Annotated in this window: 18 protein-coding genes; 11 read left to right on the top strand and 7 right to left on the bottom strand. The window is 61.6% G+C overall.

Features of this window, described 5'->3' with window-relative positions:
• Positions 1-3: 3 nt before the first annotated feature.
• Entirely contained in the window at positions 4-1806 is a 1803-nt protein-coding gene (locus PSAKL28_RS24260) for an acyl-CoA dehydrogenase (RefSeq protein WP_038615293.1), read from the bottom strand.
• 198 nt (positions 1807-2004) lie between these two features.
• On the bottom strand, positions 2005-5958 hold the full coding sequence (gene putA, locus PSAKL28_RS24255) for a trifunctional transcriptional regulator/proline dehydrogenase/L-glutamate gamma-semialdehyde dehydrogenase (RefSeq protein WP_038615291.1): 3954 nt from the start codon (positions 5956-5958) through the stop codon (positions 2005-2007).
• A 353-nt stretch (positions 5959-6311) separates the two neighbouring features.
• On the opposite strand from putA, the gene putP reads away from it, so the two are divergent.
• The 8 genes from putP to PSAKL28_RS24215 all read left to right on the top strand — a co-directional run bounded on the left by putP (position 6312) and on the right by PSAKL28_RS24215 (position 15997).
• Positions 6312-7796, top strand: a complete 1485-nt coding sequence (gene putP / locus PSAKL28_RS24250; RefSeq protein ID WP_038615289.1) for a sodium/proline symporter PutP — start codon at positions 6312-6314, stop codon at positions 7794-7796.
• Positions 7797-7988: 192 nt separating this feature from the next.
• Positions 7989-8825 (top strand): 23S rRNA (adenine(2030)-N(6))-methyltransferase RlmJ, encoded by an 837-nt coding sequence (locus tag PSAKL28_RS24245; protein ID WP_038615287.1) that lies wholly within the window; start codon positions 7989-7991, stop codon positions 8823-8825.
• A gap of 162 nt (positions 8826-8987) precedes the next feature.
• Entirely contained in the window at positions 8988-10745 is a 1758-nt protein-coding gene (locus PSAKL28_RS24240; protein WP_038615285.1) for a carbamoyltransferase family protein, read from the top strand.
• Positions 10729-11859 (top strand): glycosyltransferase, encoded by a 1131-nt coding sequence (locus PSAKL28_RS24235; protein ID WP_038615283.1) that lies wholly within the window; start codon positions 10729-10731, stop codon positions 11857-11859. Before PSAKL28_RS24240 ends, PSAKL28_RS24235 begins: the two co-directional genes overlap by 17 nt.
• Positions 11859-12755 carry an antimicrobial resistance protein Mig-14 gene (locus PSAKL28_RS24230; RefSeq protein ID WP_038615281.1) on the top strand — a complete coding sequence of 299 codons (897 nt, stop codon included), beginning with the start codon at positions 11859-11861 and terminating at the stop codon, positions 12753-12755. Before PSAKL28_RS24235 ends, PSAKL28_RS24230 begins: the two co-directional genes overlap by 1 nt.
• Positions 12752-14152 (top strand): PIG-L deacetylase family protein, encoded by a 1401-nt coding sequence (locus PSAKL28_RS24225; RefSeq protein WP_038615279.1) that lies wholly within the window; start codon positions 12752-12754, stop codon positions 14150-14152. Before PSAKL28_RS24230 ends, PSAKL28_RS24225 begins: the two co-directional genes overlap by 4 nt.
• Positions 14153-14200: 48 nt before the next feature.
• Positions 14201-15157, top strand: a complete 957-nt coding sequence (locus PSAKL28_RS24220; RefSeq protein ID WP_038615277.1) for a glycosyltransferase family protein — start codon at positions 14201-14203, stop codon at positions 15155-15157.
• Positions 15158-15223: 66 nt separating this feature from the next.
• Positions 15224-15997 (top strand): glycosyltransferase family 2 protein, encoded by a 774-nt coding sequence (locus tag PSAKL28_RS24215; protein ID WP_038615274.1) that lies wholly within the window; start codon positions 15224-15226, stop codon positions 15995-15997.
• A 111-nt stretch (positions 15998-16108) separates the two neighbouring features.
• Here PSAKL28_RS24215 and PSAKL28_RS24210 read toward each other — a convergent pair whose 3' ends face one another.
• Positions 16109-16711, bottom strand: coding sequence for a BUD32 family EKC/KEOPS complex subunit (locus PSAKL28_RS24210; protein ID WP_038615272.1), 603 nt, complete (start codon positions 16709-16711; stop codon positions 16109-16111).
• Between the two features lie 211 nt (positions 16712-16922).
• Between PSAKL28_RS24210 and msbA the strand changes: the two genes are divergently transcribed.
• Positions 16923-18737: a lipid A export permease/ATP-binding protein MsbA gene (gene msbA / locus PSAKL28_RS24205; RefSeq protein ID WP_038615270.1), complete on the top strand. Its 1815-nt coding sequence runs from the start codon at positions 16923-16925 to the stop codon at positions 18735-18737.
• 131 nt (positions 18738-18868) lie between these two features.
• Entirely contained in the window at positions 18869-20290 is a 1422-nt protein-coding gene (gene hldE, locus PSAKL28_RS24200; RefSeq protein WP_038615267.1) for a bifunctional D-glycero-beta-D-manno-heptose-7-phosphate kinase/D-glycero-beta-D-manno-heptose 1-phosphate adenylyltransferase HldE, read from the top strand.
• A gap of 86 nt (positions 20291-20376) precedes the next feature.
• Here the strand turns inward: hldE and PSAKL28_RS24195 are convergent, their stop codons facing one another.
• Genes PSAKL28_RS24195 through PSAKL28_RS24180 form a run of 4 tightly spaced genes read right to left on the bottom strand, consistent with a single transcriptional unit; the run spans position 20377 to position 23754 of the window.
• A complete protein-coding gene (locus PSAKL28_RS24195; protein WP_038615266.1) occupies positions 20377-21339 on the bottom strand; it encodes a hypothetical protein in 963 nt (320 codons plus the stop codon).
• Between the two features lie 47 nt (positions 21340-21386).
• Positions 21387-22196, bottom strand: coding sequence for an aldo/keto reductase (locus PSAKL28_RS24190; RefSeq protein ID WP_038615265.1), 810 nt, complete (start codon positions 22194-22196; stop codon positions 21387-21389).
• The gene (locus PSAKL28_RS24185; RefSeq protein WP_038615264.1) at positions 22193-23368 is read right to left on the bottom strand and encodes an NAD(P)/FAD-dependent oxidoreductase; all 1176 of its coding nucleotides are present in this window, start codon (positions 23366-23368) and stop codon (positions 22193-22195) included. The genes PSAKL28_RS24190 and PSAKL28_RS24185 overlap by 4 nt, the downstream gene beginning before the upstream one ends.
• Positions 23369-23421: 53 nt before the next feature.
• Positions 23422-23754 carry a DMT family transporter gene (locus PSAKL28_RS24180; protein ID WP_038615263.1) on the bottom strand — a complete coding sequence of 111 codons (333 nt, stop codon included), beginning with the start codon at positions 23752-23754 and terminating at the stop codon, positions 23422-23424.
• Between the two features lie 87 nt (positions 23755-23841).
• Between PSAKL28_RS24180 and PSAKL28_RS24175 the strand changes: the two genes are divergently transcribed.
• Positions 23842-24732: a LysR family transcriptional regulator gene (locus PSAKL28_RS24175; RefSeq protein ID WP_038615262.1), complete on the top strand. Its 891-nt coding sequence runs from the start codon at positions 23842-23844 to the stop codon at positions 24730-24732.
• The last annotated feature ends 7 nt before the right edge of the window (positions 24733-24739 follow it).

Here is a 24739-nt window from a genome sequence, read left to right as displayed (position 1 = left end):
CCCTCAGAACCACTCGTCGCGCATGCTCAGGCAGGTATCGTCGCGGGCCTCGAGCAATGCCAGCTCATTATGGCAGCCCGGCACTTCCCAGGTCAGGAAATAACGCGCGGCCTGCAATTTGCCCTGATAGAAGTCTTGGTCGGCCGGATTGCCTTGAGCCAGTCCTTGTTCGGCGCGGATCGCCTGCTCCAGCCAGCGCCAGCCGATCACGCAGTGACCAAAGGCTTTGAGGTACAGCGCGGAGTTGGCCAGGGCGCTGTTGACATGACCTTGAGCCAGGTCGCCGAGCAGGCCCAGCGTTACGCTCTGCAGGCGAACCTGCAATTGCTCCAGCGGCGTGCGCAGGTGATCCAGGCTGGCGAATGCGCGCGCCTGCTCGCAGGTCCCGGCAATCAGGCGCACCAGTTGCTTGAGCCCGGCGCCACCGTTCTGCGCCAGCTTGCGGCCGAGCAGGTCGAGCGACTGGATGCCGTGGGTGCCTTCGTGAATCGGGTTCAGACGGTTGTCGCGGTAATACTGTTCGACCGGGTATTCGCGGATATAACCGTGGCCACCGAGGATCTGGATCGCCAGTTCATTGGCCTTGAGGCAGAACTCCGAGGGCCAGGATTTGACGATCGGGGTCAGCAAATCGAGCAATTCATGTGCGTGTTGACGCTGCGCCTCGGTTTCGCCGCTCTGGGTTTCATCGAACAGCCGCGCCGCGTACAGACCCAGGTCGAAGGCGCCTTCGACGTAGGCTTTCTGGGTCAGCAGCATGCGCTTTACATCGCTATGGCCGATGATCGGTACGGCAGCGGTGGTCGGGTCCTTGTTATCGACCAGACGTCCTTGCGGCCGCTGGCGCGCGTACTCGAGCGAGTACAGGTAGCCCGCGTAACCGAGCATTACCGCGCCCATGCCGACCCCGATGCGGGCTTCGTTCATCATCTGGAACATGCAGGCCAGCCCCTGGTGCGGCTTGCCCACCAGGTAGCCGACACAGTGTCCGTTGTCGCCGAAATTCAGCGCTGTCGAGGTGGTGCCGCGCCAGCCCATCTTGTGGAACAACCCGGCCAGCAGTACGTCGTTGCGTGGCCCCAGACTGCCATCGGCATTGACCAGGAACTTGGGCACGATGAACAGCGAAATGCCCTTCACCCCGGGCGGCGCGTCCGGCAGTTTGGCCAGCACCATGTGCACGATGTTTTCCGACAACGGGTGGTCGCCGCCAGAGATGAATATCTTGTTGCCGCGCAGCCGATAGCTGCCGTCGCTGGCGGGTTCTGCGCGGGTGCGGATATCGGCCAGGGATGAACCTGCGTGAGGTTCGGTCAGGGCCATGGTGCCGAAGAAGCGGCCTTCGATCATCGGTTGCAGGAACAGGCGTTTCTGCTCATCGCTGCCGAAGCTTTCGATCAGGTTGGCGGCGCCCATGGTCAGGAACGGATACGCCGTGGTCCCGGCGTTGGCCGCCTGGAAATGGGCAAAACAGGCTTGCGAAAGCAGCGTCGGCAACTGCATGCCGCCGGCCTCGAAGTCGCGGGTGGCGTTGAGGAAACCGGCTTCGAGGAAGGCATCGATCGCGGGTTTGACCTCGGGGATCAGCAGCGCTTCGCCATTCTCGTAACGCGGCTCGTGTTCGTCGCCCTTGCGGTTGTGTGGCGCGAAGTACTTCTCGGCAATGGTCCGCGCCGTGTTCAACGCGGCATCGAAGGTTTCGCGGTTGTGTTCGGCAAAACGTGGGCGTTGGGTGAGGGCCTCGGCGTCGAGCACTTCGTAGAGTTCGAAGGCCAGGTTGCGGGCGCTGAGCAGGGTCTCGGACATGTCGGCATTCCTGTCTGGGGATGCGCCGAGTCTAGGCAGGGGGGCAGGCACTGCACAGTGAAATAGATTTGGGTGATAGGAGGGTAGAACCAGCTTCGGAAGAAACCACAGCCTGAAAGCATCGCGGGGCAAGCCCGCTCCCACCGGCTTATCACAAACCGGTGGGAGCGGGCTTGCCCCGCGATTGAGTGATGCCTATCAGCCGATAGTCATCAAGCTCGCGTTACCACCTGCAGCAGCAGTGTTAACACTCAACGCCCGCTCGATCACCAGACGCTCCAGGGCAATCGAGGTTTCGCCCGACGACAGGCCATGGACGCCGACGATGGCACCGGCACGCTTGGCCACTTGCTCGCAGACTGCGCGCAACTGGTCGGAATGGCCGTGGTGCAGGACGGCATCGAACACCACCTCATCCTTGGTCCAGTCGCCCACCAGCTTGATGCGTGCCTGTACGTCTTTCGGCAGACGGTTGCGCAGGGTCTTGGTCAGTTCGCCTTCCGGCCACACCGCCGAGCTGCCCACGGCCAGAACCGCAGCCAGCTGGGTCAGCAGGTCGGCCTCGACTTCAGCCAGGCACAGCACATGCTCACGCGGCAGGATGGTGTAGCTGTTGCGCTCACCGGTCGGGCCGGCCAGCAGGCGGCTGATACCGCTTTGCGATTGCTTGGCGAACTGTTCGCAGAGGCTACCCAGCTCGTTCAGCTGGTTGCTTGCCGCCCAGGCTTTAAGCGCTTGCAGTGGCTTGCTCAACTCGTCGCGCAGACGGGTGTCCGGGGCGTTGCCGGCGTCGGTGCGCTGGAACGATTGCTCGATGGCATCGGCCGGACGGGTCGACAGCAGGCGGTACAGGTACAGCGGGCCACCGGCTTTCGGACCGGTGCCGGACAGGCCTTCACCACCGAACGGCTGAACGCCGACCACGGCACCGACGATGTTGCGGTTGACGTAGACGTTACCGGCGTTGACGGTGTCGATGACCTTGGCGATGGTTTCGTCGATCCGGGTGTGAACACCCAGGGTCAGGCCGTAACCGGAAGCGTTGATCTGCTCGATCAGCTGGTCGAGGTTCTTGCGGTTGTAGCGCACCACGTGCAGAACCGGGCCGAAGATCTCGCGTTGCAGCTCGTCGAAGCTTTCCAGCTCGATCAGGGTCGGCATGACGAAGGTGCCACGTTTGATCTCTTCGCCATTGGCGATGGCAACCTGGTACACCGAGCGGCCTTTGTCGCGCATGCCCTGGATGTGTTTCTCGATACCGGCCTTGGCTTCTGCGTCGATCACCGGGCCAATGTCCACGTTCAGGCGCTCAGGGTTACCCAGGCGGCTTTCGGCCATGGCGCCCTTGAGCATCTCGATCACGCGGTCGGCCGAGTCTTCCTGCAGGCACAGCACGCGCAGTGCCGAGCAGCGCTGACCGGCGCTGTCGAAAGCCGAGGAAACGACGTCGATGACGACTTGTTCGGTGAGTGCTGAGGAGTCGACGATCATCGCGTTCTGGCCACCGGTTTCGGCGATCAGCGGAATCGGACGGCCCTGGGCATCCAGGCGGCCGGCGATGTTGCGTTGCAGCAGGCGGGCGACTTCGGTGGAGCCGGTGAACATCACGCCTTTGACCCGATCGTCACCGACCAGGCGCGCACCGACGGTTTCACCGCGACCTGGCAGCAACTGCACCACGCCTTCAGGGATACCGGCTTCGAGCAGCAGGCGCACGGCCTGGGCGGCGACCAGCGGGGTTTGTTCGGCAGGCTTGGCGAGTACCGGGTTACCGGCTGCCAGGGCTGCGGCGACCTGGCCGCTGAAGATTGCCAGCGGGAAGTTCCACGGGCTGATGCAGACCACTGGGCCCAACGGGCGGTGGGCATCGTTGCTGAAGTCGTTACGGGCCTGCACGGCGTAGTAGCGCAGGAAGTCGACCGCTTCACGGACTTCGGCGATGGCGTTGGCGAAGGTCTTGCCGGCTTCACGGGCAAGCAGGCCCATCAGCGGCTGGATCTCGGCTTCCATCAGGTCGGCGGCGCGCTCGAGGATCGCAGCACGCTCGGCGGGCGGCGTGGCTTGCCAGATCGGTGCGGCGTTGAGGGCGCACTGGATGGCATTGTCGACGTCGGCAACCGTGGCTTCCTGGACATGACCGACCACGTCACGGTGATCGGACGGGTTCAGCACCGGCGCAGCGGCTTCGTTGCTGGAGGCGCAGCCAAGCATCGGTGCGGCTTTCCAGTCGTTGTGTGCGGTGGCCAGCAGGGCGCAGGACAGCGACGCCAGGCGATGCTCGTTGGCCATGTCGATACCGGCGGAGTTGGCTCGCTCGGCACCGTACAGGTCACGCGGCAATGGAATGCGTGGATGCGGCAGGCCGGTGTTGCCTTCCTGGGTCGCCATCTGCTCGATGGTGGCAACCGGGTCGGCAACCAGTTCCTGGATCGAGATCGACTGGTCGGCAATACGGTTGACGAACGAGGTGTTGGCGCCGTTTTCCAGCAGGCGGCGAACCAGGTAGGCCAGCAGGGTTTCGTGGGTACCGACCGGCGCGTACACGCGGCACGGACGGTTCAGCTTGCCATCGGCAACCTTGCCGACAACCTGTTCGTACAGCGGTTCACCCATGCCGTGTAGGCACTGGAACTCGTACTGACCCGGGTAGTAGTTCTGACCGGCGATATGGTAGATGGCCGACAGGGTGTGGGCGTTGTGCGTAGCGAACTGTGGGTAGATGACTTCCGGTACCGACAGCAGCTTGCGTGCGCAGGCAATGTAGGAGACGTCGGTGTACACCTTGCGGGTGTAGACCGGGTAGCCTTCCAGGCCTTCAACCTGGGCGCGCTTGATCTCGCTGTCCCAGTAGGCGCCCTTCACCAGACGGATCATCAGGCGGTGACGGCTGCGGCGGGCCAGGTCGATGACATAGTCGATCACGTACGGGCAGCGCTTCTGGTAAGCCTGGATCACGAAGCCGATACCGTTCCAGCCGGTCAGCTGTGGTTCGAAGCACAGGCGCTCGAGCAGGTCCAGCGACAGCTCCAGGCGGTCGGCTTCCTCGGCGTCGATGTTCAGGCCGATGTCGTATTGCTTGGCCAGCAGGGTCAGCGACAGCAGACGCGGGTACAGCTCGTCCATCACACGCTCGTACTGGGCGCGGCTGTAGCGTGGGTGCAGGGCCGAGAGCTTGATCGAGATGCCCGGACCTTCGTAGATGCCACGGCCGTGCGAGGCTTTACCGATCGAGTGGATCGCCTGCTCGTAGGAGGCCAGGTATTTCTGTGCGTCGTGCTCGGTCAGTGCGGCTTCGCCGAGCATGTCGTAGGAGTAGCGGAAGCCCTTGGCTTCGAACTTGCTGGCGTTGGCCAGGGCTTCGGCGATGGTTTCGCCGGTGACGAACTGCTCGCCCATCAGGCGCATGGCCATGTCGACGCCCTTGCGGATCATCGGCTCGCCGCTCTTGCCGATGATGCGGCTGAGCGAGGAAGTGAGGCCGGATTCGTTGTGGGTCGAGACCAGTTTGCCGGTCAGCAGCAGGCCCCAGGTGGCGGCGTTGACGAACAGCGACGGGCTGTTGCCCAGGTGCGGCTGCCAGTTGCCGGTGCTGATCTTGTCGCGGATCAGGGCATCACGGGTGCCTTTGTCCGGGATACGCAGCAGGGCTTCGGCCAGGCACATCAGGGCCACGCCTTCCTGCGACGACAGGGAAAATTCCTGCAGCAGGCCCTGGACGATACCGGCACGGCCGCCAGCGCTCTTCTGGTTACGCAGTTTTTCGGCGATGCCGGCGGCCAGCTTGTTGGTAGCCTCGGCCATGGCCGCAGGCAGGCGAGCCTGCTCCAGCAGCATTGGCACCACTTCCGGCTCAGGACGGCGATAGGCGGCAGTGATGGCCGAACGCAGTACTGATTGTGGGAGGATGCTTTCGGCAAATTCGAGGAAACACTGGTGGCTGTGATCGCCCAGGATTTCACCGGCTTCATCGCCATTGATGATCGACTGACCGTTGAGTTCGGTCAGGGTGGCACCACCCTCGAGCTTCTCCAGGTAATTGAAGATCGCTTGCTTGATCAACCAGTGCGGTGTGCGGTCAATGGACTGCGCAGCTGCTTTGAGTCGCTCACGGGTTGGGTCGTCAAGTTTGACCCCAAGGGTGGTCGTCGCCATTTCTTATCCTCATTATTGCCACAGGGCTGTGGCTTAAGCTGGCGCCAAGATTAGCTGTGCGCGATTTCGGGTGCAACCTAGTGCAACCCAAAATGTGTAGGAAAAAAGTGCAGCTCGTCCGGTGGGTAAAACCCCACAGTAAAAATGGCTGTTTATGGTGCATTTTCTTCTGTAAACGCGGCTTCTTGCTCCGAAAGGGAGCAAAAAGGTGCTGTTACGCAAAAAAACCGACGAGGTGCAACTTGTTTGCAAAAACAGGTTGCACCTACTTTGCGTTGTTGCATAGCATTCGCGGCCTGGGTGCAACCTCTCTGAGGCTGTCACTACATAAAAACAAACGCCAGGGCGCAACAATGAGTTTTAGCAATCCAATCACGATCACTTTTGTGATCTACATCGCAGCAATGGTGATGATCGGCTTCATGGCCTATCGCTCCACCAATAACCTCTCCGACTACATCCTCGGTGGCCGCAGCCTCGGTAGCGTGGTAACCGCGCTTTCGGCTGGCGCCTCGGACATGAGCGGCTGGTTGCTGATGGGCCTGCCGGGTGCCATCTATATGTCGGGTCTGTCGGAGGCCTGGATTGCCATCGGCCTGACCGTCGGTGCCTACCTGAACTGGTTGTTCGTTGCTGGCCGTCTGCGCGTGCAGACCGAGCACAATGGTGATGCGCTGACCCTGCCGGACTATTTCGCCAGCCGTTTCGAAGACCACAGCGGCCTGCTGCGGATCATCTCTGCCATCGTTATCCTGGTGTTCTTCACCATCTACTGCGCTTCCGGCATCGTTGCTGGCGCTCGTCTGTTCGAGAGCACCTTCGGCATGTCCTATGAAACCGCGCTGTGGGCTGGTGCTGCTGCCACTATCGCCTACACCTTCGTCGGTGGCTTCCTGGCGGTGAGCTGGACCGATACTGTCCAGGCGACGCTGATGATCTTCGCCCTGATCCTGACCCCGGTGATCGTGCTGATCGCTACCGGCGGTGTCGATACCACCTTCCTGGCCATCGAAGCCCAGGGTGCTGGCAACTTCGACATGTTCAAGGGGGCAACCTTCATCGGCATCATCTCGCTGATGGGCTGGGGCCTGGGCTACTTTGGCCAGCCGCACATCCTGGCGCGCTTCATGGCTGCCGACTCGGTCAAGTCCATCGCCAATGCCCGCCGCATCTCCATGACCTGGATGATCCTGTGCCTGGCCGGTACCTGTGCCGTTGGCTTCTTCGGTATCGCCTACTTCTCGGCGCATCCTGATGTTGCCGGTCCGGTTACCGAGAACCACGAGCGTGTGTTCATCGAGCTGGCCAAGATCCTGTTCAACCCGTGGATCGCCGGTGTGCTGCTGTCGGCCATCCTGGCTGCCGTCATGAGTACCCTGAGCTGCCAGCTGCTGGTGTGCTCCAGCGCCCTGACCGAAGACTTCTACAAAACCTTCCTGCGCAAGAATGCATCGCAGGTCGAGCTGGTCTGGGTCGGTCGTCTGATGGTGCTGGCCGTTGCGCTGATCGCCATCGCCCTGGCTGCCAACCCTGAGAACCGCGTTCTGGGCCTGGTGGCCTACGCCTGGGCCGGCTTCGGTGCCGCCTTCGGTCCTGTGGTGCTGATCTCGGTACTGTGGAAAGGCATGACCCGCAATGGTGCGCTGGCTGGCATCATCGTCGGTGCCGTGACCGTGATCCTGTGGAAGAAATTCGACACCATGGGTCTGTACGAAATCATTCCGGGCTTCATTCTGGCCAGCCTGGCAATCTTCGTATTCAGCAAGCTCGGTAGCCCGAGCAAGGCGATGGTCTCGCGTTTCGAAACTGCAGATGCGGCGTACCACGCCGGCAAGTAATCGCGGTTAGATTGCTGTCTGACAACGGCCCGGCCTCGCAAGAGTCCGGGCCGTTGTTGTTTATAGCGCAGGCTTTGGTGGGAGCGGGCTTGCCCCGCGATGCTATGTCACTGACTGTCTGCAATCGCGGGGCAAGCCCGCTCCCACAGTTCAGCATGACAAGGTAAACTGCACGGTCTTGCAGGAGTTGCCATGAACTATCGTCACGCCTTTCACGCCGGCAACCACGCCGACGTCTTCAAACACCTCGTGTTGACCCGCCTTATTGCGCTGATGTCGCGCAAGGAGCAGCCGTTCGCCTACCTCGACACCCACGCTGGCCTCGGTCTGTATGACTTGCAGGGCGACCAGGCGACGCGTACCGGCGAGTGGATCGAAGGTGTCGGCCGGCTTTGGGGGCGTGATGACCTGCCAGAGGTTACCGCTGACTATCTGCGTATCCTGCGCAAGATGAACCCCGACGGCGAGCTGCGCTATTACCCGGGCTCGCCCGAGCTTGCCCGGCGCCTGGCGCGTCAGCAGGACCGCGTGTTGCTCAACGAGAAGCACCCCGAAGACGGGCGCATGCTCAAGGACAACATGAAGAAGGATCCGCGCGTCGCCGTGCACCTGGGTGAGGGCTGGCATGTGCCGCGGGCGTTGCTGCCGGTGCAGGAAAAGCGCGCAGTGATGCTGATCGATCCGCCCTTCGAGCAGGCTGACGAGCTCAAGCGCTGCACAGTTGCCTTGAAAGAGGCAATCAGTCGCATGCGCCAGACCGTCGCGGCGATCTGGTACCCGATCAAGGATCAGCGCCAGCTGGTGCGCTTCTATCAGGACCTGACCAGCACTGGCGCGCCAAAGTTGCTGCGCGTTGAGCTGTACGTGCATCCGCAGGACAGTCCGCAGGGCCTCAATGGTTCGGGCCTGGCCATCGCCAACCCGCCATGGGGGCTTGAGGAGGAGTTGCGTGAGCTGCTGCCGTGGTTGTCCCAGGTGCTGGCGCAGACCCAGGGTAGCTGGCGCATGGACTGGCTGATCGCCGAGTAGGTGTTGGTGTGGGAGCGGGCTTGCCCCGCGATGCGATGTGACTGACAGCTCGCAATCGCGGGGCAAGCCCGCTCCTACAGTTTGCGTTATAATCCCGCTCTTTCGTTGCCGCTCGCCCCAAGGGGCCAGGGCGCATATTTACAGATTGAAGAGGCTAGACCCTTGGCATTGACGATTCTTGGCCTGTCCGGCGCCCTTAGCCATGATCCTTCCGCGGCCCTGTACATCGACGGCAAGCTGATTGCCGCCGCTGAAGAAGAGCGCTTCGTGCGCGACAAACATGCAAAGAACCGCATGCCCTACGAATCGGCGAAGTTCTGCCTGGAGCAGGCTGGCATCAAGCCTTCCGACGTTGACGTGGTGGCCATCCCGTTCGCCCCGATCAGCCTGTTCGGCAAAGCCCGCTGGCACTACGCCAAGCGCTACTGGTACGCCCCGGATCGTGCTCTTGACGCGATTCTGATGGGCAACCGTCGTTACAAGCGCTACCGCAAGAAGATCGTCTGGTGCCTGGAACAACTGGGCTTCGACCCGAAAAAGGTCAAGATCGAACCGGTCGAGCACCACCTCGCGCACGCTTCCAGCGCCTACCACTGCTCGGGTTTCAAGGAAAAAACCGCGATCCTCGGCATTGACGGCAAGGGCGAGTACGCCACGACCTTCTTCGGTTATGGCGAAAACGGCAAGATCCACAAGATCAAGGAATTCTTCGACCCGGATTCGTTGGGCGGCCTGTACGGCGCGATCACCGAGTTCCTCGGCTTCGAGATGCTCGACGGCGAGTTCAAGGTCATGGGCATGGCCCCTTATGGCGACGCCAGCAAATATGACTTCTCGCGTCTGGCCAGCTTCGAGAACGGCGAGCTGGTGATCAACACCGACTACGCAAACGTTATCGGCCTGCGCCGCTACAAAGAGAAGGGCAAAGGTTTCTATTTCTCGCCGAAGCTGATCGAGTGGCTGGGTCCCAAGCGCGAAGGCGACATCGCCGACGAGCCGTACATCCACTACGCCGCCAGCATGCAGGCGCTGTTCGAGAAAATCGCCCTGCAGATGATCGACCACTACCTGGGCGACATCCTCAAGGAAACCGGCAAGCTGGCTTTCGCTGGCGGTTGCGCACTGAACGTCAAACTCAACCAGAAGATCATTGCCCGTCCTGACCTCAAGGAACTGTTCGTCCAGCCGGCTTCCGGCGACGCCGGTACCGCGGTCGGTGCGGCTGCATACGTTTCCCACGCCCGCGGTGTGCCGGTCGAGAAGATGGAGCACGTCTACCTCGGCCCTGCGTACTCCAACGAGGACGTGATCGCCGCCTGTGCCCGTCACCCGAGCAAGCCGAAATGGCGCAAGCTCGAGAACATGCCGGAGCAGATCGCCAAGATCATGGTCGACGGCAACCCGGTGGCCTGGTTCCAGGGCCGCATGGAGTTTGGTCCGCGCGCGCTGGGCGGTCGTTCGATCATCGGTTGCCCGAGCGTTGCCGGCGTCGCCGACCGCATCAACCACCAGATCAAGTTCCGCGAGCGCTGGAGGCCTTTCTGCCCGTCGATGCTCGACACCGTCGCCCCGCAGATGATCAAGATCGATCACCCGGCGCCCTTCATGACCTTCACCTTCGAAGTCGCCGAAGAGTGGAAGACCCGCGTGCCGGAAGTCGTCCACGAAGACGGCACCTCGCGGGCCCAGGTGCTCAAGCGCGAGTACAACCCGCGCTATTACGACATGATGAAGGCGCTGGAAGACCTGACCGGCAACGGCGTGTCGCTCAATACCTCGCTCAACCGTCGTGGCGAGCCAATGATCTGCTCGCCGACCGACGCTCTGAACATGTTCTTCGGCTCGGATCTGCAGTACCTGATCATGGAAGACATTCTGGTAGTCAAGGACGGCGCGAACAGTTATGACGTCCAGGGCTGAAAAACGCGTCCTGCAGTTCTGCCACGGCTATGACGGTCCGTTCCTGGACTGTGCGCGGCAGTACGCCAGCCTGTTCAGCGGCAGCGGCTACAAGGTCACCACGGTGTTCCTTACCGGTGCTGCCGACCCTCAGGTGGCCGTCGGCTGCGCTTCTGATGAAGTGATCTTCCTGGAGTTCAGCTCCAAGGCTATCCGTGGCCTGAAGTTGGGGGCGATCCGCGCATTGCGGCGGATCGTCGCCACGCGCAATTTCAGCTTCTGCATTGCTCACCGCTTCAAGCCGATCTATATCGCCTTGCTCGGTAGCCGCCTGCCGGTGATTGGTGTGCACCATGCCTTTGGTGACTACCAGCGCGGCAGTCGTCAGCTGTTTGCCAACCTGTTCCGTCAGCGCCTGAGCCTGCTCGGCGTCTCCGACGCGGTGCGCGATGACATGCGCAAATGCTTGCCGAAGTGGCCGGCCGAGCGCATCCAGACGCTTTACAACCGTATCGACATCGAGGTGCTGCAGGCGGCGCTGGTGCCTGCAGCCGATGCCCGCCAAGCGTTGGGGCTGGATTCGCAGGCCTGGATTGTCGGTAATGTCGGTCGCCTGCATCCGGACAAGGACCAGGCCACCCTGTTGCGTGGCTTTGCCCTCGCGCTGCCGCGTCTGCCGGCGGGTGCTCGCCTGGCTATTTTGGGTGAGGGGCGGCTGGAGCAGTCGCTGAAAACACTGGCCGCCGAGCTGGGAATTGCCGGGCAGGTGGACTTTCTCGGCCAGGTGCCCAATGCGCGATGCTATTTCAAGGCGTTCGATGCTTTTGCCCTGAGCTCCGACCACGAACCGTTCGGTATGGTCCTGCTTGAAGCCATGGTCGCCGGAGTGCCGGTGCTCGCCACTGCCTGCGGCGGCGCCCTGGAAGTGGTCGAGGGTGTCGGCATCCTGTTTCCACTGGCCGATGCCGAGCGTCTGGCTCAAGGCTTGCAACATCTGGCCGTACTGGATGAAGCGCAGCGCCAGGAGTGTGCCGAGCGCATGCTTGCGCGCCTGCGTGAGCGTTTTTCCGATAGCGCTGTGCGCGATACCTTCTGGCAGTTGCCAGCTGTGCGTGCGCTGACGGCGGAGGTTTGATGCTCAATCATATTCAAGGCTGGCGCGAGCGCGGCTGGCGTGTGATCGATGCGCCTGCCTACGCCCAGGCCTGGCAGCGTTTTGGTGGTAGCGTCGCGACCCACCCGCTGGTGGTCGAGCAGTTGGCCGAGCTGGCGCAGATTCCGGTGCGCTACCTGGGGTGGGAGCACAATGGTGAGCTCAAGGCCGCGATTCCGACCTGGGGCCGTTACCTGGCATTGTCCAAGGACGTGCTCAAGCGTCAGGGCAAGAAGGGTCTGTATGACCTGGGCAATGCCGAGCTGATCCTGCCGGCGGCTGCCGATGCCCAGGCACCGCTGCGTCATGCCGGACGTTATTTGTCCGAGCTCAACCAGGGGCGCTTCGCCAACCTCAAGCTGCAAACTGAATCGCTGGCGATGGCGCGCACGCCTGAAGACCTGTCGAAGAAGTTTCGCTATAACCAGCGTCGCGAGTTGCGCTTGCTGGAAGAGGCGGGTGGTCAGGTGCGTGCTGTTTCTGAGTTTTCCAGCAGTGAACTGGCAGCGATCTACTGCGATCTGTTTCTGCGCCGCTGGGAATTCCCGGCCACTGGCGCCGAGCGCATGGCTGAGGTCATAGAGCGCCTGCGTGAGCTGCTGATCGGTTCGGTGCTGTTTCTCGACGATGCGCCTATCGCCATCCAGCTGGTCTACCGGGTCGAAGCGCCTGAATGGATCAGCGTCGAGTACATCAATGGTGGCGTTGACCCGCAAACCAAGGCTTTCAGTCCTGGAAGCGTGTTGAGTTTCCTCAATACCCAGGCCGCCTGGGAAGATGCCCGGGCACGCAACAAGCCGCTGCGTTTCTCCTTTGGCCGCGCTGATCGCGAGTACAAGGATCGCTGGTGCAACCCCGTTCCGGTGTTTCAGGTGTGAGCCGCAAGCAGCAGTTGCTCAAGCGGCACCGGCGCAACAAGCGGCTGGGGTTGCTGGCTGGCCTGGTGGTGTTGCTGGGCCTGGGTATTTTCGTCCAGTGGTGGTTGCCGCTATTGCTGCTGCCACTGTTGTGGGCTGCCCATGAAGCCTGGTTTGCCGATCACCTGTTTTATTCGCCTGCCGAGGACTACCAGTATCAGTTTCCGCAGGATTGCCTGGCGCACCCGGTCGAACTGGTCGACGGTGTTGTACGGCTTCAGGCGCCTTTGCAGCTTGCTGGTGATGAAACGCTGGTCCTGGCGCTGCGCCTGAAAAGCAGCTGGTTGGGTCGTTTCCTGGACCCGGCAGTGGTGTTGAACGGTGAAGATTGCCAGGCTTTCGAGCGTGGCGTCGCGGGCCTGCGCTACCTGAACCTGACCGGGCTTGGCGAGTCGCTTGCTGCCGGGCGGCTGCGCTTGCGTGGACGCTATTGCCGTCTATCTGGCGAAGGGCAGCTGTGGGTTGTGACAGGCAACGATCTGCGCCAGAAGCGCGTCATGGTCATCGCGCCCCATGCCGATGATGCCGAGTTGGCCGCTTTCGGCCTCTACAGCCAGGCGCAAGAAGCCTGGGTCGTGACCCTGACTGCTGGCGAGATCGAGGCTGAGCATTACCAGCGCATGGGTATGGCCAAGTCTGAGTCCGCCCGCTTGAAGGGCCGACTGCGCGCCTGGGACAGTATTGCCGTACCGCGCTGGGCAGGTGTTCCCGAATCGAACTGTGTGCAGTTGGGTTATTTTTGTCTGCAGCTGCCAGCCATGCAGGCAGCGCCGGATCAGGCAATCGCTTCGCGTGAGGCGGAGCTTGACGATACCCGCCTGTTCAGGCGCTTCAATGCGATAACCTTGCCGGGTGACGAGGACGGTGCGCCGACCTGGAACAACCTATTGGCCGACTTGCGCGCGTTGTTGCTCAAGGCTCGCCCGCAGGTGCTGGTGATGCCGCATCCGACCCTTGACCCGCATCCTGACCACATCTGCGCCCAGGCTGCTGTGCTCGAAGCCCTGCAGGGGCTTGAATGGCAGCCGGAAACCGTGCTGGGGTACGCCAACCACCTGCATGACAATGATCGCTGGCCCATGGGCGATAGCGGTGCCGGGGTGGCTTTGCCGCCGCAACTGGAAGGCGGGCAGATCTGGGCGCCCTACAGTCTGCCCCTGGATCTGGCAACTCAGCGCGACAAGGCCATGGCGCTGGGCATGATGCACGACCTGCAGCCGCCGGCACCGTTCAAGCGCCGCATTCGTCGCCTGCTCCAGCGCTGGCTGGCGGGGCGACGCGCTTCGCCTTACGGCGAGAACGAATTTTTCCGCAAGGCCGTGCGCCGACATGAATTGTTCTGGCGCCGTGATCTCTGATCCTGGCCCATGACTGTTAGCGGCTGAACAAAGACCGCAAGGAAGACAATGAAAGTTCTATTTCTGGTGCAGAAAGAACAACGGGCAATCCTGGACCGTCTCTACGACGGTGTCGCCGCCCATTGCGAATGCGATCTGCGCTGGCTCAGCAGTGCCGATCAGCGCAACCTGCGCAGCTATTTCCGTCGTGAAGTCGACGTCGAGAAGTATGACCGGATTGTGTTTTTTCTGCGTTTCAAGCAAGAAATTCGTCAGGTCGGCTTCATTCGTACGGTGCCCAACCTGGTCATCCTCGAACATGACGCCTATCAGAACTACATCCCGTGCAAGTACACCGGAAAGTTCAGCGCCCACTACCGTCAGTTGCCTTGGGCACGGGTGATCAGCTCCGGTTATATGGTCAGCGAGCGCTTGCGCCAGGAGGGGTTCGACGCCGAATTCGTGCCCAAGGGCTACGACCAGCAGTTGCTGGCTGACCAGGGGCGCGAGCGGGATATCGAGCTGGCCTTTGTCGGCAGTACCAACAGTGTCGCCTACAGCGGGCGCAAGGCGTTGCTCGATGAGCTAGCTCAGGTCGAAAACCTGCTGGTCACCCGGACCAAGTCCGGTGAAGAGTACTGTGACACGCTCAACCGCATTCGTTTCTTCGTCAGTGCCGATGTCGGCATGGGCGAATACATGATCAAGAATTTCGAGGCGATGGCCTGTGGCTGCGTGCTGCTGGCTTTTGATCAAGGGGAGGCGGAGAATCGCGCCCTGGGTCTTGAAGACATGCACAACGTGGTTTTGTACAACAGCATTGCCCAGCTGCAGGAAAAGCTCAAAGTGTTACGTGCCGACCCGGCATTGGTCGAGCGCATCGGCAGCAACGGTCGTGACCTTGCTGTGTCGCAGTTCAGCTTCGCTCAAGTGGGCCGAAGCATCGTAGAAAAAATGCAGCCACCTCTGCGTTCCCGTCCAGCCCTGACCGGTTGGCAGCGCTTGCGTTTGAGACTGGGCATATGAGCCGGCTGTCCCGTACACGGGACGTGGTCTCGAACAACCGAATACAGAAGATGGGGAGGGAATCCGGTGCGATTCAGTGATGACAGTGATGTAACCCTGGTGGTTACCAGTTGCGGGCGTTTCGACCTGCTCAAGCTTACACTCGAGAGTTTCGATCGTTTCAATACTGCACCGATTCGCGAAGTGTTCATCACCGAAGACTCGGGCGATGACGCTGTTCATCAGGCGGTGCCGGAACACTGGAAGCCGCACTGCAAGGTGTTCGTCAATCGGCCTAAACTGGGGCAGCTGCCGTCTATCGACCTTGCCTACAGTCACGTAAAAACCCCGTACATCTTTCACTGTGAGGATGACTGGGAGTTCTACCGGCCAGGTTTTGTCGAGGATTCGAAGAGCATTCTCGAGGTCAGCCCGCATTTGCTTCAAGTCTGGTTGCGCAGCTATGCCCATGACTTGAAGGTGCACAGTCCTTACATCCATCTGGGCGAGCGTCAGGTCATTGCCGGTGTGCCGTGTTACCCGCTGCTCTCGGACAAGCCTGAGTGGCAGAGTTTTTCGTTGAATCCAGGATTGCGCCGGCTCAGCGACTATCAGCGTTGCGCGCCATTTGCCGGCTACTCTGGTGAGAAGGCGCTGTCAAAACGCTACGCCGAGTTGAATCTCACCGCGGTGACCCTTGAGGGGGACGCGGTACTGCATACCGGCTTCGATGCGCATGTCAGTCTGCCCGGTGAGCGTCGGCGTAAAGCGCGGCGCCGTAAGCGTGATCGCGTCAAATTGATGGTGATACTGGTGGTTGGCGTGGTTCTGGGCGTGGGCGTGGGTTTTTTCGCACATTGACCCGGGCTGTTTGCCCATGAACCGGCGCGAAACAAGGGGGTGATCCCCCTTGGGCCTCGCCAACAGCATGTGGGCAGGCGGCGCACCCATGCACCTCCACGCCCCTGGTGGTCAGTTCAGCAAGGCGCGTTCCAGTTCGGCGAGAGGGAATTGACTCTCAAGGCGCTCGCGGGCGATGTAGCGGGCGAAGTGCTGCACGTTGCGCCGGACCATGCGGTTGGACAGCGGTGCGCGCATGAAGCGCATATCGGCCACGTCGATCAGGCCCATCTCCTGTTCTGGTGTCACGACAATGTTGCCAAGGTGCAGGGAGCGGAAGTAGATGCCCGACTTGTGCAGCTTGCGCACCAGCGCCACGAGCTCCGGTAGACGCTCTTGCCAGCTGAAGCCTGCTTTGCGAGACAGTTGGCTAAGGGTCTCTCCCGGCAACGGGTGGTACAGCACCGCCGTCATTCCGGGGGCATCCAGCTTGTAGTACTTCAAAACCTTCAGCGTCGGAATTCCCTTTTTCTCCAATTGCGTCGCATTGTCGATAAAACGCTGGGAGTAAGGTCGCAGCAAGGCAGATGAAATTAATCGTTTACGCCTGAAGAGTTTAAGGATGTTGCCGTCATTAAGCAGGTACACTTTGGCGCCGTAACTATCAGCCTCCAGCACCTGGGCGCCAAGGATGAGTTGGTTGAGGTCGACCTGGTGTAGCCGGGAACATTGCATGGATAGTGGCCTTGCCAACGGGCGAACAAAAGGACCGGCAATAATGCCGAAAATTTTGCAGATGTACCATGCCGGTGTTGTTGAAACGATGAGGATGCGCTGGATGTACACAGGGACAGAGCCTAGGCTTCGTTCAGGTTTGCTCTGGGTGCATGCCCATCGACCGGGCTGTGATAAAATTTCCGGTTCAATCTGAACAGCGAGCTCGACAATGGCCGAAACACCGCTAAAGGCGGAGCAACAGAGCAGCTCCAGCCTGAAAATCTATTTCCGGCTACTGAGCTATGTGAAGCCGTACATCGGTATCTTCACGCTGAGTATTCTCGGTTTCATCATCTTTGCCTCGACCCAGCCAATGCTGGCCGGGATTCTCAAGTACTTCGTCGACGGTCTGAGCAACCCGCAGGCAGTGTTGTTCCCCAATGTCCCTTACCTGCAAGACTTGCAGCTACTGCAGGCCGTGCCGTTGCTGATCGTGCTGATCGCCGCCTGGCAGGGCCTGGGCTCGTTCCTGGGTAACTACTTCCTGGCCAAGGTTTCACTGGGGCTGGTGCATGATCTGCGGGTCGAATTGTTCAACAAGTTGCTGGTGCTGCCCAACCGTTACTTCGACACCCACAACTCCGGTCACCTGATTTCGCGCATCACCTTCAACGTAACCATGGTTACCGGTGCTGCCACCGATGCTATCAAGGTGGTGATCCGTGAAGGCCTGACGGTGGTGTTCCTGTTCGTTTATCTGCTGTGGATGAACTGGAAACTGACCCTGGTGATGCTGGCAATCCTGCCAATCATCGCGGTAATGGTCGGTAGCGCCAGCAAGAAATTCCGCAAGCAGAGCAAAAAGATCCAGGTGGCAATGGGTGATGTAACCCACGTTGCCTCGGAAACCATCCAGGGCTACCGCGTGGTGCGCAGCTTCGGCGGTGAAAGCTACGAGCAGCAGCGTTTCGCCAATGCCAGCCAAAGCAACACCGACAAGCAGCTGCGCATGACCAAGACCGGGGCGGTGTACACCCCGATGTTGCAATTGGTGATCTACTCCGCCATGGCCGCACTGATGTTCCTGGTGTTGTTCCTGCGTGGCGAGGCTACGGCCGGCGATCTGGTTGCCTACATCACCGCTGCAGGCTTGCTGCCCAAGCCGATCCGCCAGCTGTCGGAAGTCAGCTCGACGATCCAGAAAGGCCTGGCCGGTGCCGAAAGCATCTTCGAACAGCTGGATGAAGAACCGGAAGTCGATACTGGAACGGTGGAGCTGGAGCGGGTAGAGGGTCGCCTCGTTGTGCGCAACCTGAACTTCACCTATCCCGGTACTGAGCGCCAGGTGTTGTCTGACATTTCCTTTACCGCTGAACCGGGGCAGATGATTGCACTGGTGGGGCGCTCGGGGAGTGGCAAGTCGACACTGGCCTCGCTGATTCCGCGGTTCTATCACCACACTGAGGGGCAGATTCTCCTCGATGGCGTAGAGATCGAGGACTACCGTTTGCGCAACCTGCGCCGCCATGTGGCGCAAGTGACCCAGCATGTCACCCTGTTCAACGACACCGTGGCCAACAACATTGCCTACGGCGATTTGGCGGGCGCGCCGCGTGCGGATATCGAAGCGGCTGCCGCCGATGCCTATGCCAAGGAGTTTGTCGATCAGTTGCCCAAGGGCTTCGACACCCAGGTCGGCGAGAACGGTGTGCTGCTCTCCGGTGGCCAGCGCCAGCGCCTGGCCATTGCCCGGGCCCTGCTCAAGAACGCGCCGCTGCTGATCCTCGATGAGGCCACCTCAGCACTGGACACCGAGTCCGAGCGGCATATCCAGGCAGCGCTCGATCATGTGATGAAAGGCCGTACCACACTGGTGATCGCTCACCGTCTGTCGACCATTGAAAAGGCCGACATGATCCTGGTCATGGATCAGGGCAAGCTGGTCGAGCGCGGCACGCATGCCGAGCTGCTGGCCGCCAACGGCTACTACGCCAGGCTGCATGCCATGGGCCTGGACGAGCCGGCCAAGGCCGATATCACCTGAGCCTGACGCCGGAGCCTGTCCTGGGCTCCGGCCGTTTTCCTGCAACAGCTTGTCGGTAAGGCGGTAATCAAGCCTTCGCCTAGCCTGTGCTAATATCCTGCCCCTGTTAATTTTGTATATATGGGTTACCCATGAAGTTGTCCATGCCGCGTTTCGATCAAGCCCCGGTACTGGTGGTGGGCGATGTCATGCTCGACCGCTACTGGCATGGTGGTACCTCACGGATTTCGCCTGAAGCACCGGTACCGGTGGTCAAGGTTGATCAGATCGAGGACCGTCCTGGTGGTGCGGCTAACGTGGCCTTGAACATCGCTGCCCTGGGCGCACCGGCATCACTGATCGGGGTTACTGGCCAGGACGAAGCCGCCGAGAGCCTGTCCAACAGTCTGAAGGCTGCAGGCGTGCACTCGATTTTCCAGCGTATTGCGCACCAGCCGACCATCGTCAAGCTGCGGGTCATGAGCCGCCACCAGCAACTGCTGCGGATCGATTTTGAAGAACCTTTTGCCACCGACCCGCTGTCGTTGGGGGCTGAAGTCGACACCCTGCTCGACGGGGTCAAAGTACTGGTGTTGTCTGATTACGGCAAAGGCGCCCTGAAGAATCATCAGAGCTTGATCCAGGCTGCACGGGCCAAAGGGATCCCGGTCTTGGCCGACCCCAAGGGCAAGGATTTTTCGATCTACCGCGGTGCCAGCCTGATCACCCCGAACCTCAGCGAGTTCGAGACTATCGTCGGCCGCTGCGCCGATGAAGCGGAGCTGGTGGCCAAGGGCGCTCAGCTGATGAGCGAACTGGAGCTGGGCGCCTTGCTGGTGACCCGTGGTGAGCATGGCATGACCCTGCTGCGTCCCGATCATCCGGCCCTGCACTTGCCGGCTCGTGCCCGTGAAGTCTTCGACGTTACCGGTGCCGGTGATACGGTGATTTCTACCCTGGCCGCCGCCATCGCCGCAGGCGAAGAGCTGCCCCATGCTGTGGGCTTGGCCAACCTGGCCGCCAGCATCGTGGTCGGAAAGCTCGGTACCGCAGCGATCAGCGCACCGGAGCTGCGCCGTGCCATCCAGCGCGAAGAAGGCTCTGAGCGCGGTGTGGTGAGTCTCGACCAGTTACTGCTGGCCATTGATGATGCCCGTGCTCATAACGAAAAGATTGTTTTCACCAACGGTTGCTTCGATATCCTTCATGCAGGCCACGTGACTTACCTGGAGCAAGCGCGGGCCCAAGGTGATCGTCTGATCGTTGCGGTAAACGACGATGCTTCGGTGAGCCGGCTGAAAGGTCCGGGCCGTCCGATCAATAGCGTAGATCGCCGCATGGCGGTGCTCGCCGGTCTGGGAGCAGTGGACTGGGTCATCAGCTTCCCTGAAGGCACGCCGGAAAACCTGCTCAGCCAGGTCAAGCCGGATGTGCTGGTCAAGGGTGGGGACTACGGTATTGAGCAGGTCGTCGGTGCCGATATCGTCAAGGCCTATGGCGGCACGGTGAAGGTGCTGGGTCTGGTCGAAAACAGCTCGACCACCGCTATCGTCGAGAAAATTCGCAAGAACTGATTCAAGCATCGCGGGGCCAGCCCGCTCCCACAGGAGGGTGATGTACCCTGTGGGAGCGGGCTTGCCCCGCGATTGCAATTTGTCAGCTACTTACGCAATCCGCCTCGCGCCATCTGCAACAACTCCCGTGCCTTGCCCGTCAGGCGCTGCAGCCCGGTGTCCGGTTTCGGCGCCGCCAGCCCCTGCTGACTCACCCAATCCTTCCAGCGAATCCGTTCATCCCTGACCAGCCAGCCTTCCTGACGGGCAAAGCTTTCGGCCAGATACAGACCGCGAGTGCTCGCCGGCACCAGGCGGTCCTTTTTCAGCGTGTACAGCTCGGCGCGAGGGTGTCCGTCCTCCAGGGGCATCAGGTACAGGTCGGGGCGGGTGCGGTTGAGGCGGGCCACCAGTTGGTTTCCTTCCAGTCGTTCATCGACATGAAACAGGCTCAAGGATTTGGCTTCACGCGGGACCTGCAGACGCAGGTCATAGATCAGCTGCAACGAGGCGGTCGGCAGGTGCACGTAGGCCCGTGGCCGCTCCAGCAGTTGCAGGTTGGCGCAACGCACCGGCCGTGCCGCACCGGATTGCGGGGTCAGCACGAAAGGCAGCGCTTCACGGTAATGCAGGGCATCGGCATAAGGCGCTGGCAGCCAGGTATCGTTGAAGCGCCCGCCAAGCCAGCCTTCCGGCGTTTCCAGCAGGCATTCTTCAGCTACCTCCTGGATGGCGGTATGCAGCGGCAGGTTAAGTTCCTGGGCGGGCACATAGCCGGAAATCAGTTTCAGTACCACATCCCCACGGTCCTGACGGCGCTGGCGGACCAGCACCCAGTAATCGCGGTTCTGCCAGTGCAGCGTCAGGCGCACCGAGACGCCCAGATTGGCCAGCTCTACGGCGAAGCGCTGGCTGTCGGCCAGGTGAATCTGTTTGCGCCGTTGCTGGGTCTGGGCGAAGTTCAGCGGCATGCCGATGCTCTGGTAGCACAAGCCCTCGGGGCTGGCTTCGACGTGCAGGGGCAGGGTTTTGAAGTTGCTCGGGTTCTTGCGGATCAGCGTTCGCGGCATGTCGGCTCCTTCTTGCGTTGGGGTCGGCCGCGACGGCGGCGTGGGCGTCAGCGATTCAATACGGCGGCAACAGTTGCCACGTTGTGGGCCAGATGTACCGGGTTGATGGTGCCGACAATGGCACTGCTCACACCCGGGTGGCCAAACAGCAACTCGAAACTGGCACGCACCGGGTCTACCCCCGGGCTCAGGCACACATGGCCGCTGGCCAGGGCCTTTTTCACCAGGATGGCTTTGCCATGCTCGGCGGCATAGTCGAGCACCGGGCGTTCGGCCTGTTCGTTCAGATTGTAGGTGACCATGGCGCAATCGCCGCGCTCCAGTGCTTTCAAACCACCTTCCACGGTCTTGCCGGACAGACCGAAGCCGCCGATCTTGCCTTCCTGCTTCAGCGCTTCGAGGGTCTGATAGACCTCCTCGTGCTCGAGAATATGCAGGTCGTTGCCGTCCGAATGCACCAGTACCAGGTCGATGTGTTCGGTTTCCAGGCGCTTGAGGCTGCGTTCGATGGAAAAGCGCGTGTGCGCGGCACTGAAGTCGAAACGCGACTGGCCTTCTTCGAACTCTTCACCGACCTTGCTGACGATCACCCAGTGATCGCGTTGGCCGCGCAGCAGCGGGCCGAGGCGCTCTTCGCTGCGGCCGTAGGCGGGGGCGGTATCGATCAGGTTGATGCCCAGGTCGCGGGCCTGGGCCAGCAGCTGGCGGGCCTGGTCGTCGTCGGGGATGGTGAAGCCGTTGGGGTATTTGACCCCTTGATCACGCCCCAGCTTGACCGTACCCAGGCCCAGCGGCGAGACGCGCAGACCGGTGCTGCCCAAGGGGCGGTGCAGATCGTGGAGAGTCGGCAGGCTCATGGCAGCAGCTGCTCCCAGACCGGCAGGGCCATCGGTGGCCGTGGCAGTTCGGGAAGGGTGGTGTGAGCCCCCGGCTTGATCCCGTCGCGTTCAAGGCTGGCCAGCACCCGATCACTGAAATCCGGAGCCAGGGCCAGTTTGGTCGGCCAGCCAACCAGCAGGCGCTGCTGTTCGGCGAGGAAGGCGTTGTCCGGGCGCACCAGACCGGACTGTGCCGGCTCGGCGCGATCGATGCGCACGGTAGCCCAGCGCACCTGGCTCAGGTCGATCCATGGCAGCAGGTTGCTGACTTCCTTCTTCGCCGCGGCAATCTGCGCTTCGGGCTCGCGGGCAACGCCGTCGGCCTCGGCCAGGTCGCCACCCATGTACCAGACCCACTGGCCGTCGGCGGCCGGGTGGCTGGTGACGGTGATACGCGGTTTGGGTCCGCCGCCCAGGCAATGGGCGTACAGAGGTTTGAGGCTGGCGCCCTTGGCCATGACCATGTGCAGCGGGCGACGCTGCATGGCAGGCTGGCTCAGACCGAGGGTTTCAAGCAGGGCGGCATTGCCGGCCCCGGCGCTGAGTACGATGCGCTGAGCACGGATCTCGCGGCCGTCGACGCGCAGCCCGGCCAGTTCGCCAGCTTCTTGCAGGGGTTCGATCTGCTCGCCAGCCAGCAGGCTGTCACCGGCCAGTTCGGCGAGCTTGTTCAGCAGGCTTGGCACGTCAATGACCAGTTCGGCCAGGCGATAGACCTTGCCCTTGAAGGCGCGGTCTTGCAGGGCAGGTGGCAGTTGCTCGCCTTTGACCTGATCGACACGGCCACGCACCGCCTTGCTGGCGAAGAAGCTGGTCAGGTTGCCGGCGATCGTGCCGGGGGACCACAGGTAATGGGCGTCGGACAACAGGCGCACGCCGGAAAGGTCCAGTTCGCCGTTGCCGGCCAGTGCTTCGCTCCAGCGTCGCGGCATGTCGGCAATGGCTTCGGAGGCGCCGGTCAGTGCGCCATGCAGGGCATACTTGGCGCCGCCATGAATGATTCCCTGCGATTTGAGGGTCTGCTCGCCACCGAGGCTGGCGCGTTCCACCACGACCGTCGAGTAACCCAGGCGGCGCAGACGGGCATTGAGCCAGAGGCCTGCGACCCCTGCGCCGACGATCAGTACGTCGGTGGAAATAACGGATGGCATGCATGCACCTCACAAGCTTGGACAGAAGCCCAGTATACAGCCTGTGAGGCGGATCAATGCCCGGCGGTTTTCGAGAACACCTGGATCACCACCACACCGCCGACAATCATGGCCATGCCGAGCATCGCCGGGACGTCCAGTTTCTGCCCGTAGATCACCAGCGCGGCGACGCTGATCAAGACAATCCCCAGCCCCGACCAGATGGCATAAGCGATACCGACCGGAATGCTGCGCACCACCAGGGTCAGCATCCAGAACGCAACGGCGTAGCCACAAATCATCAGCAGCAACGGCAGCGGGGTGCTCAGGCCCTTGACGGCCTTCATCGAGGCGGTGGCGATGACTTCGGCGCAGATGGCGATAGCCAGGTAGGTGTAGGCATTCATGTCGGTGTTCCTCTGTTCTGGCTGGGCATTTTAGAGCAAGCCTGGATGGGGTAAAGTCATTACCTATCTTTTCTGGAGATAGGTTGCATGGCTGAACAGTGGAATCTGGAGCAACTGCGGCTTTTTGTCGGCGTTGCCGAGCAACGCTCGTTTTCGGCGGTGGCCCGCACCCAGCGCAAGGCGCAGTCGGCGGTGAGCACTGCCATTGCCCTGCTCGAGGCGGACCTGGGCGTCACCCTGTTCGAGCGTAGCAGTGGCCGTCAGCCGCGCTTGACCGAGGCCGGCGCGGCGCTGCTGGAGGATGCGCGTGAGTTGTTGCGTCAGTGCGAGCGCCTGGACGGTCGGGCGCTGGCGCTGATGCGCGGCCAGGAGGCGCAGTTGCGGGTCGCCCAGGATGAAGCCATGCCTTATCAACCGGTCATCGACAGTCTCGACGAGCTGGCCCAGCAGTTCCCCATGCTGGAAGTGCAACTGGCCAGCGGCGCCCAGGGTGACGTGGCGCGCAAGCTGGTCGAGCGCCGTGCTGACCTGGGCTTGCTGTTTCGTCATGAGCGCATGCCGTCAGCGTTGGAGCGCCGCGCCTTGGGGAATGTAGAGATGGTCACCGTCTGCGCCGTCAATCATCCCTTGGCGCGACTGGGGCAGGTCAATCGCCAACAGCTGGCACGCCATCGCCAGTTGTTGATTGCCCCGCAGGAAAGCGGTTATCCCGGCGGCGAGCCAATCAGCCCGCAGATCTGGCGGGCCGACAGCTTCTACGCCATGGCCGAGTTGCTGATGCGCGGCCTGGGCTGGGCCTGGCTGCCCCGGCACGTGGTGCAGTACCCGACTTACCATGCGCAGATGGTCGAGCTGCGTAGCGAATGGACACCGCCGGCATTGGTGGTAGAGCTGGTGTGGCGGCGTGACGAGCCACTGGGGCCTGCGGCACAGTGGTTGGCCGAGCGCTTCGCAGTGCACTTGCGAGCGATTGGCTAGTACACTT

Source organism: Pseudomonas alkylphenolica (assembly GCF_000746525.1).
GTDB lineage: Bacteria > Pseudomonadota > Gammaproteobacteria > Pseudomonadales > Pseudomonadaceae > Aquipseudomonas > Aquipseudomonas alkylphenolica.
The sequence above is the reverse complement of the archived record's forward strand: the minus strand, read 5'-3'. Positions and strand labels throughout refer to the sequence as shown.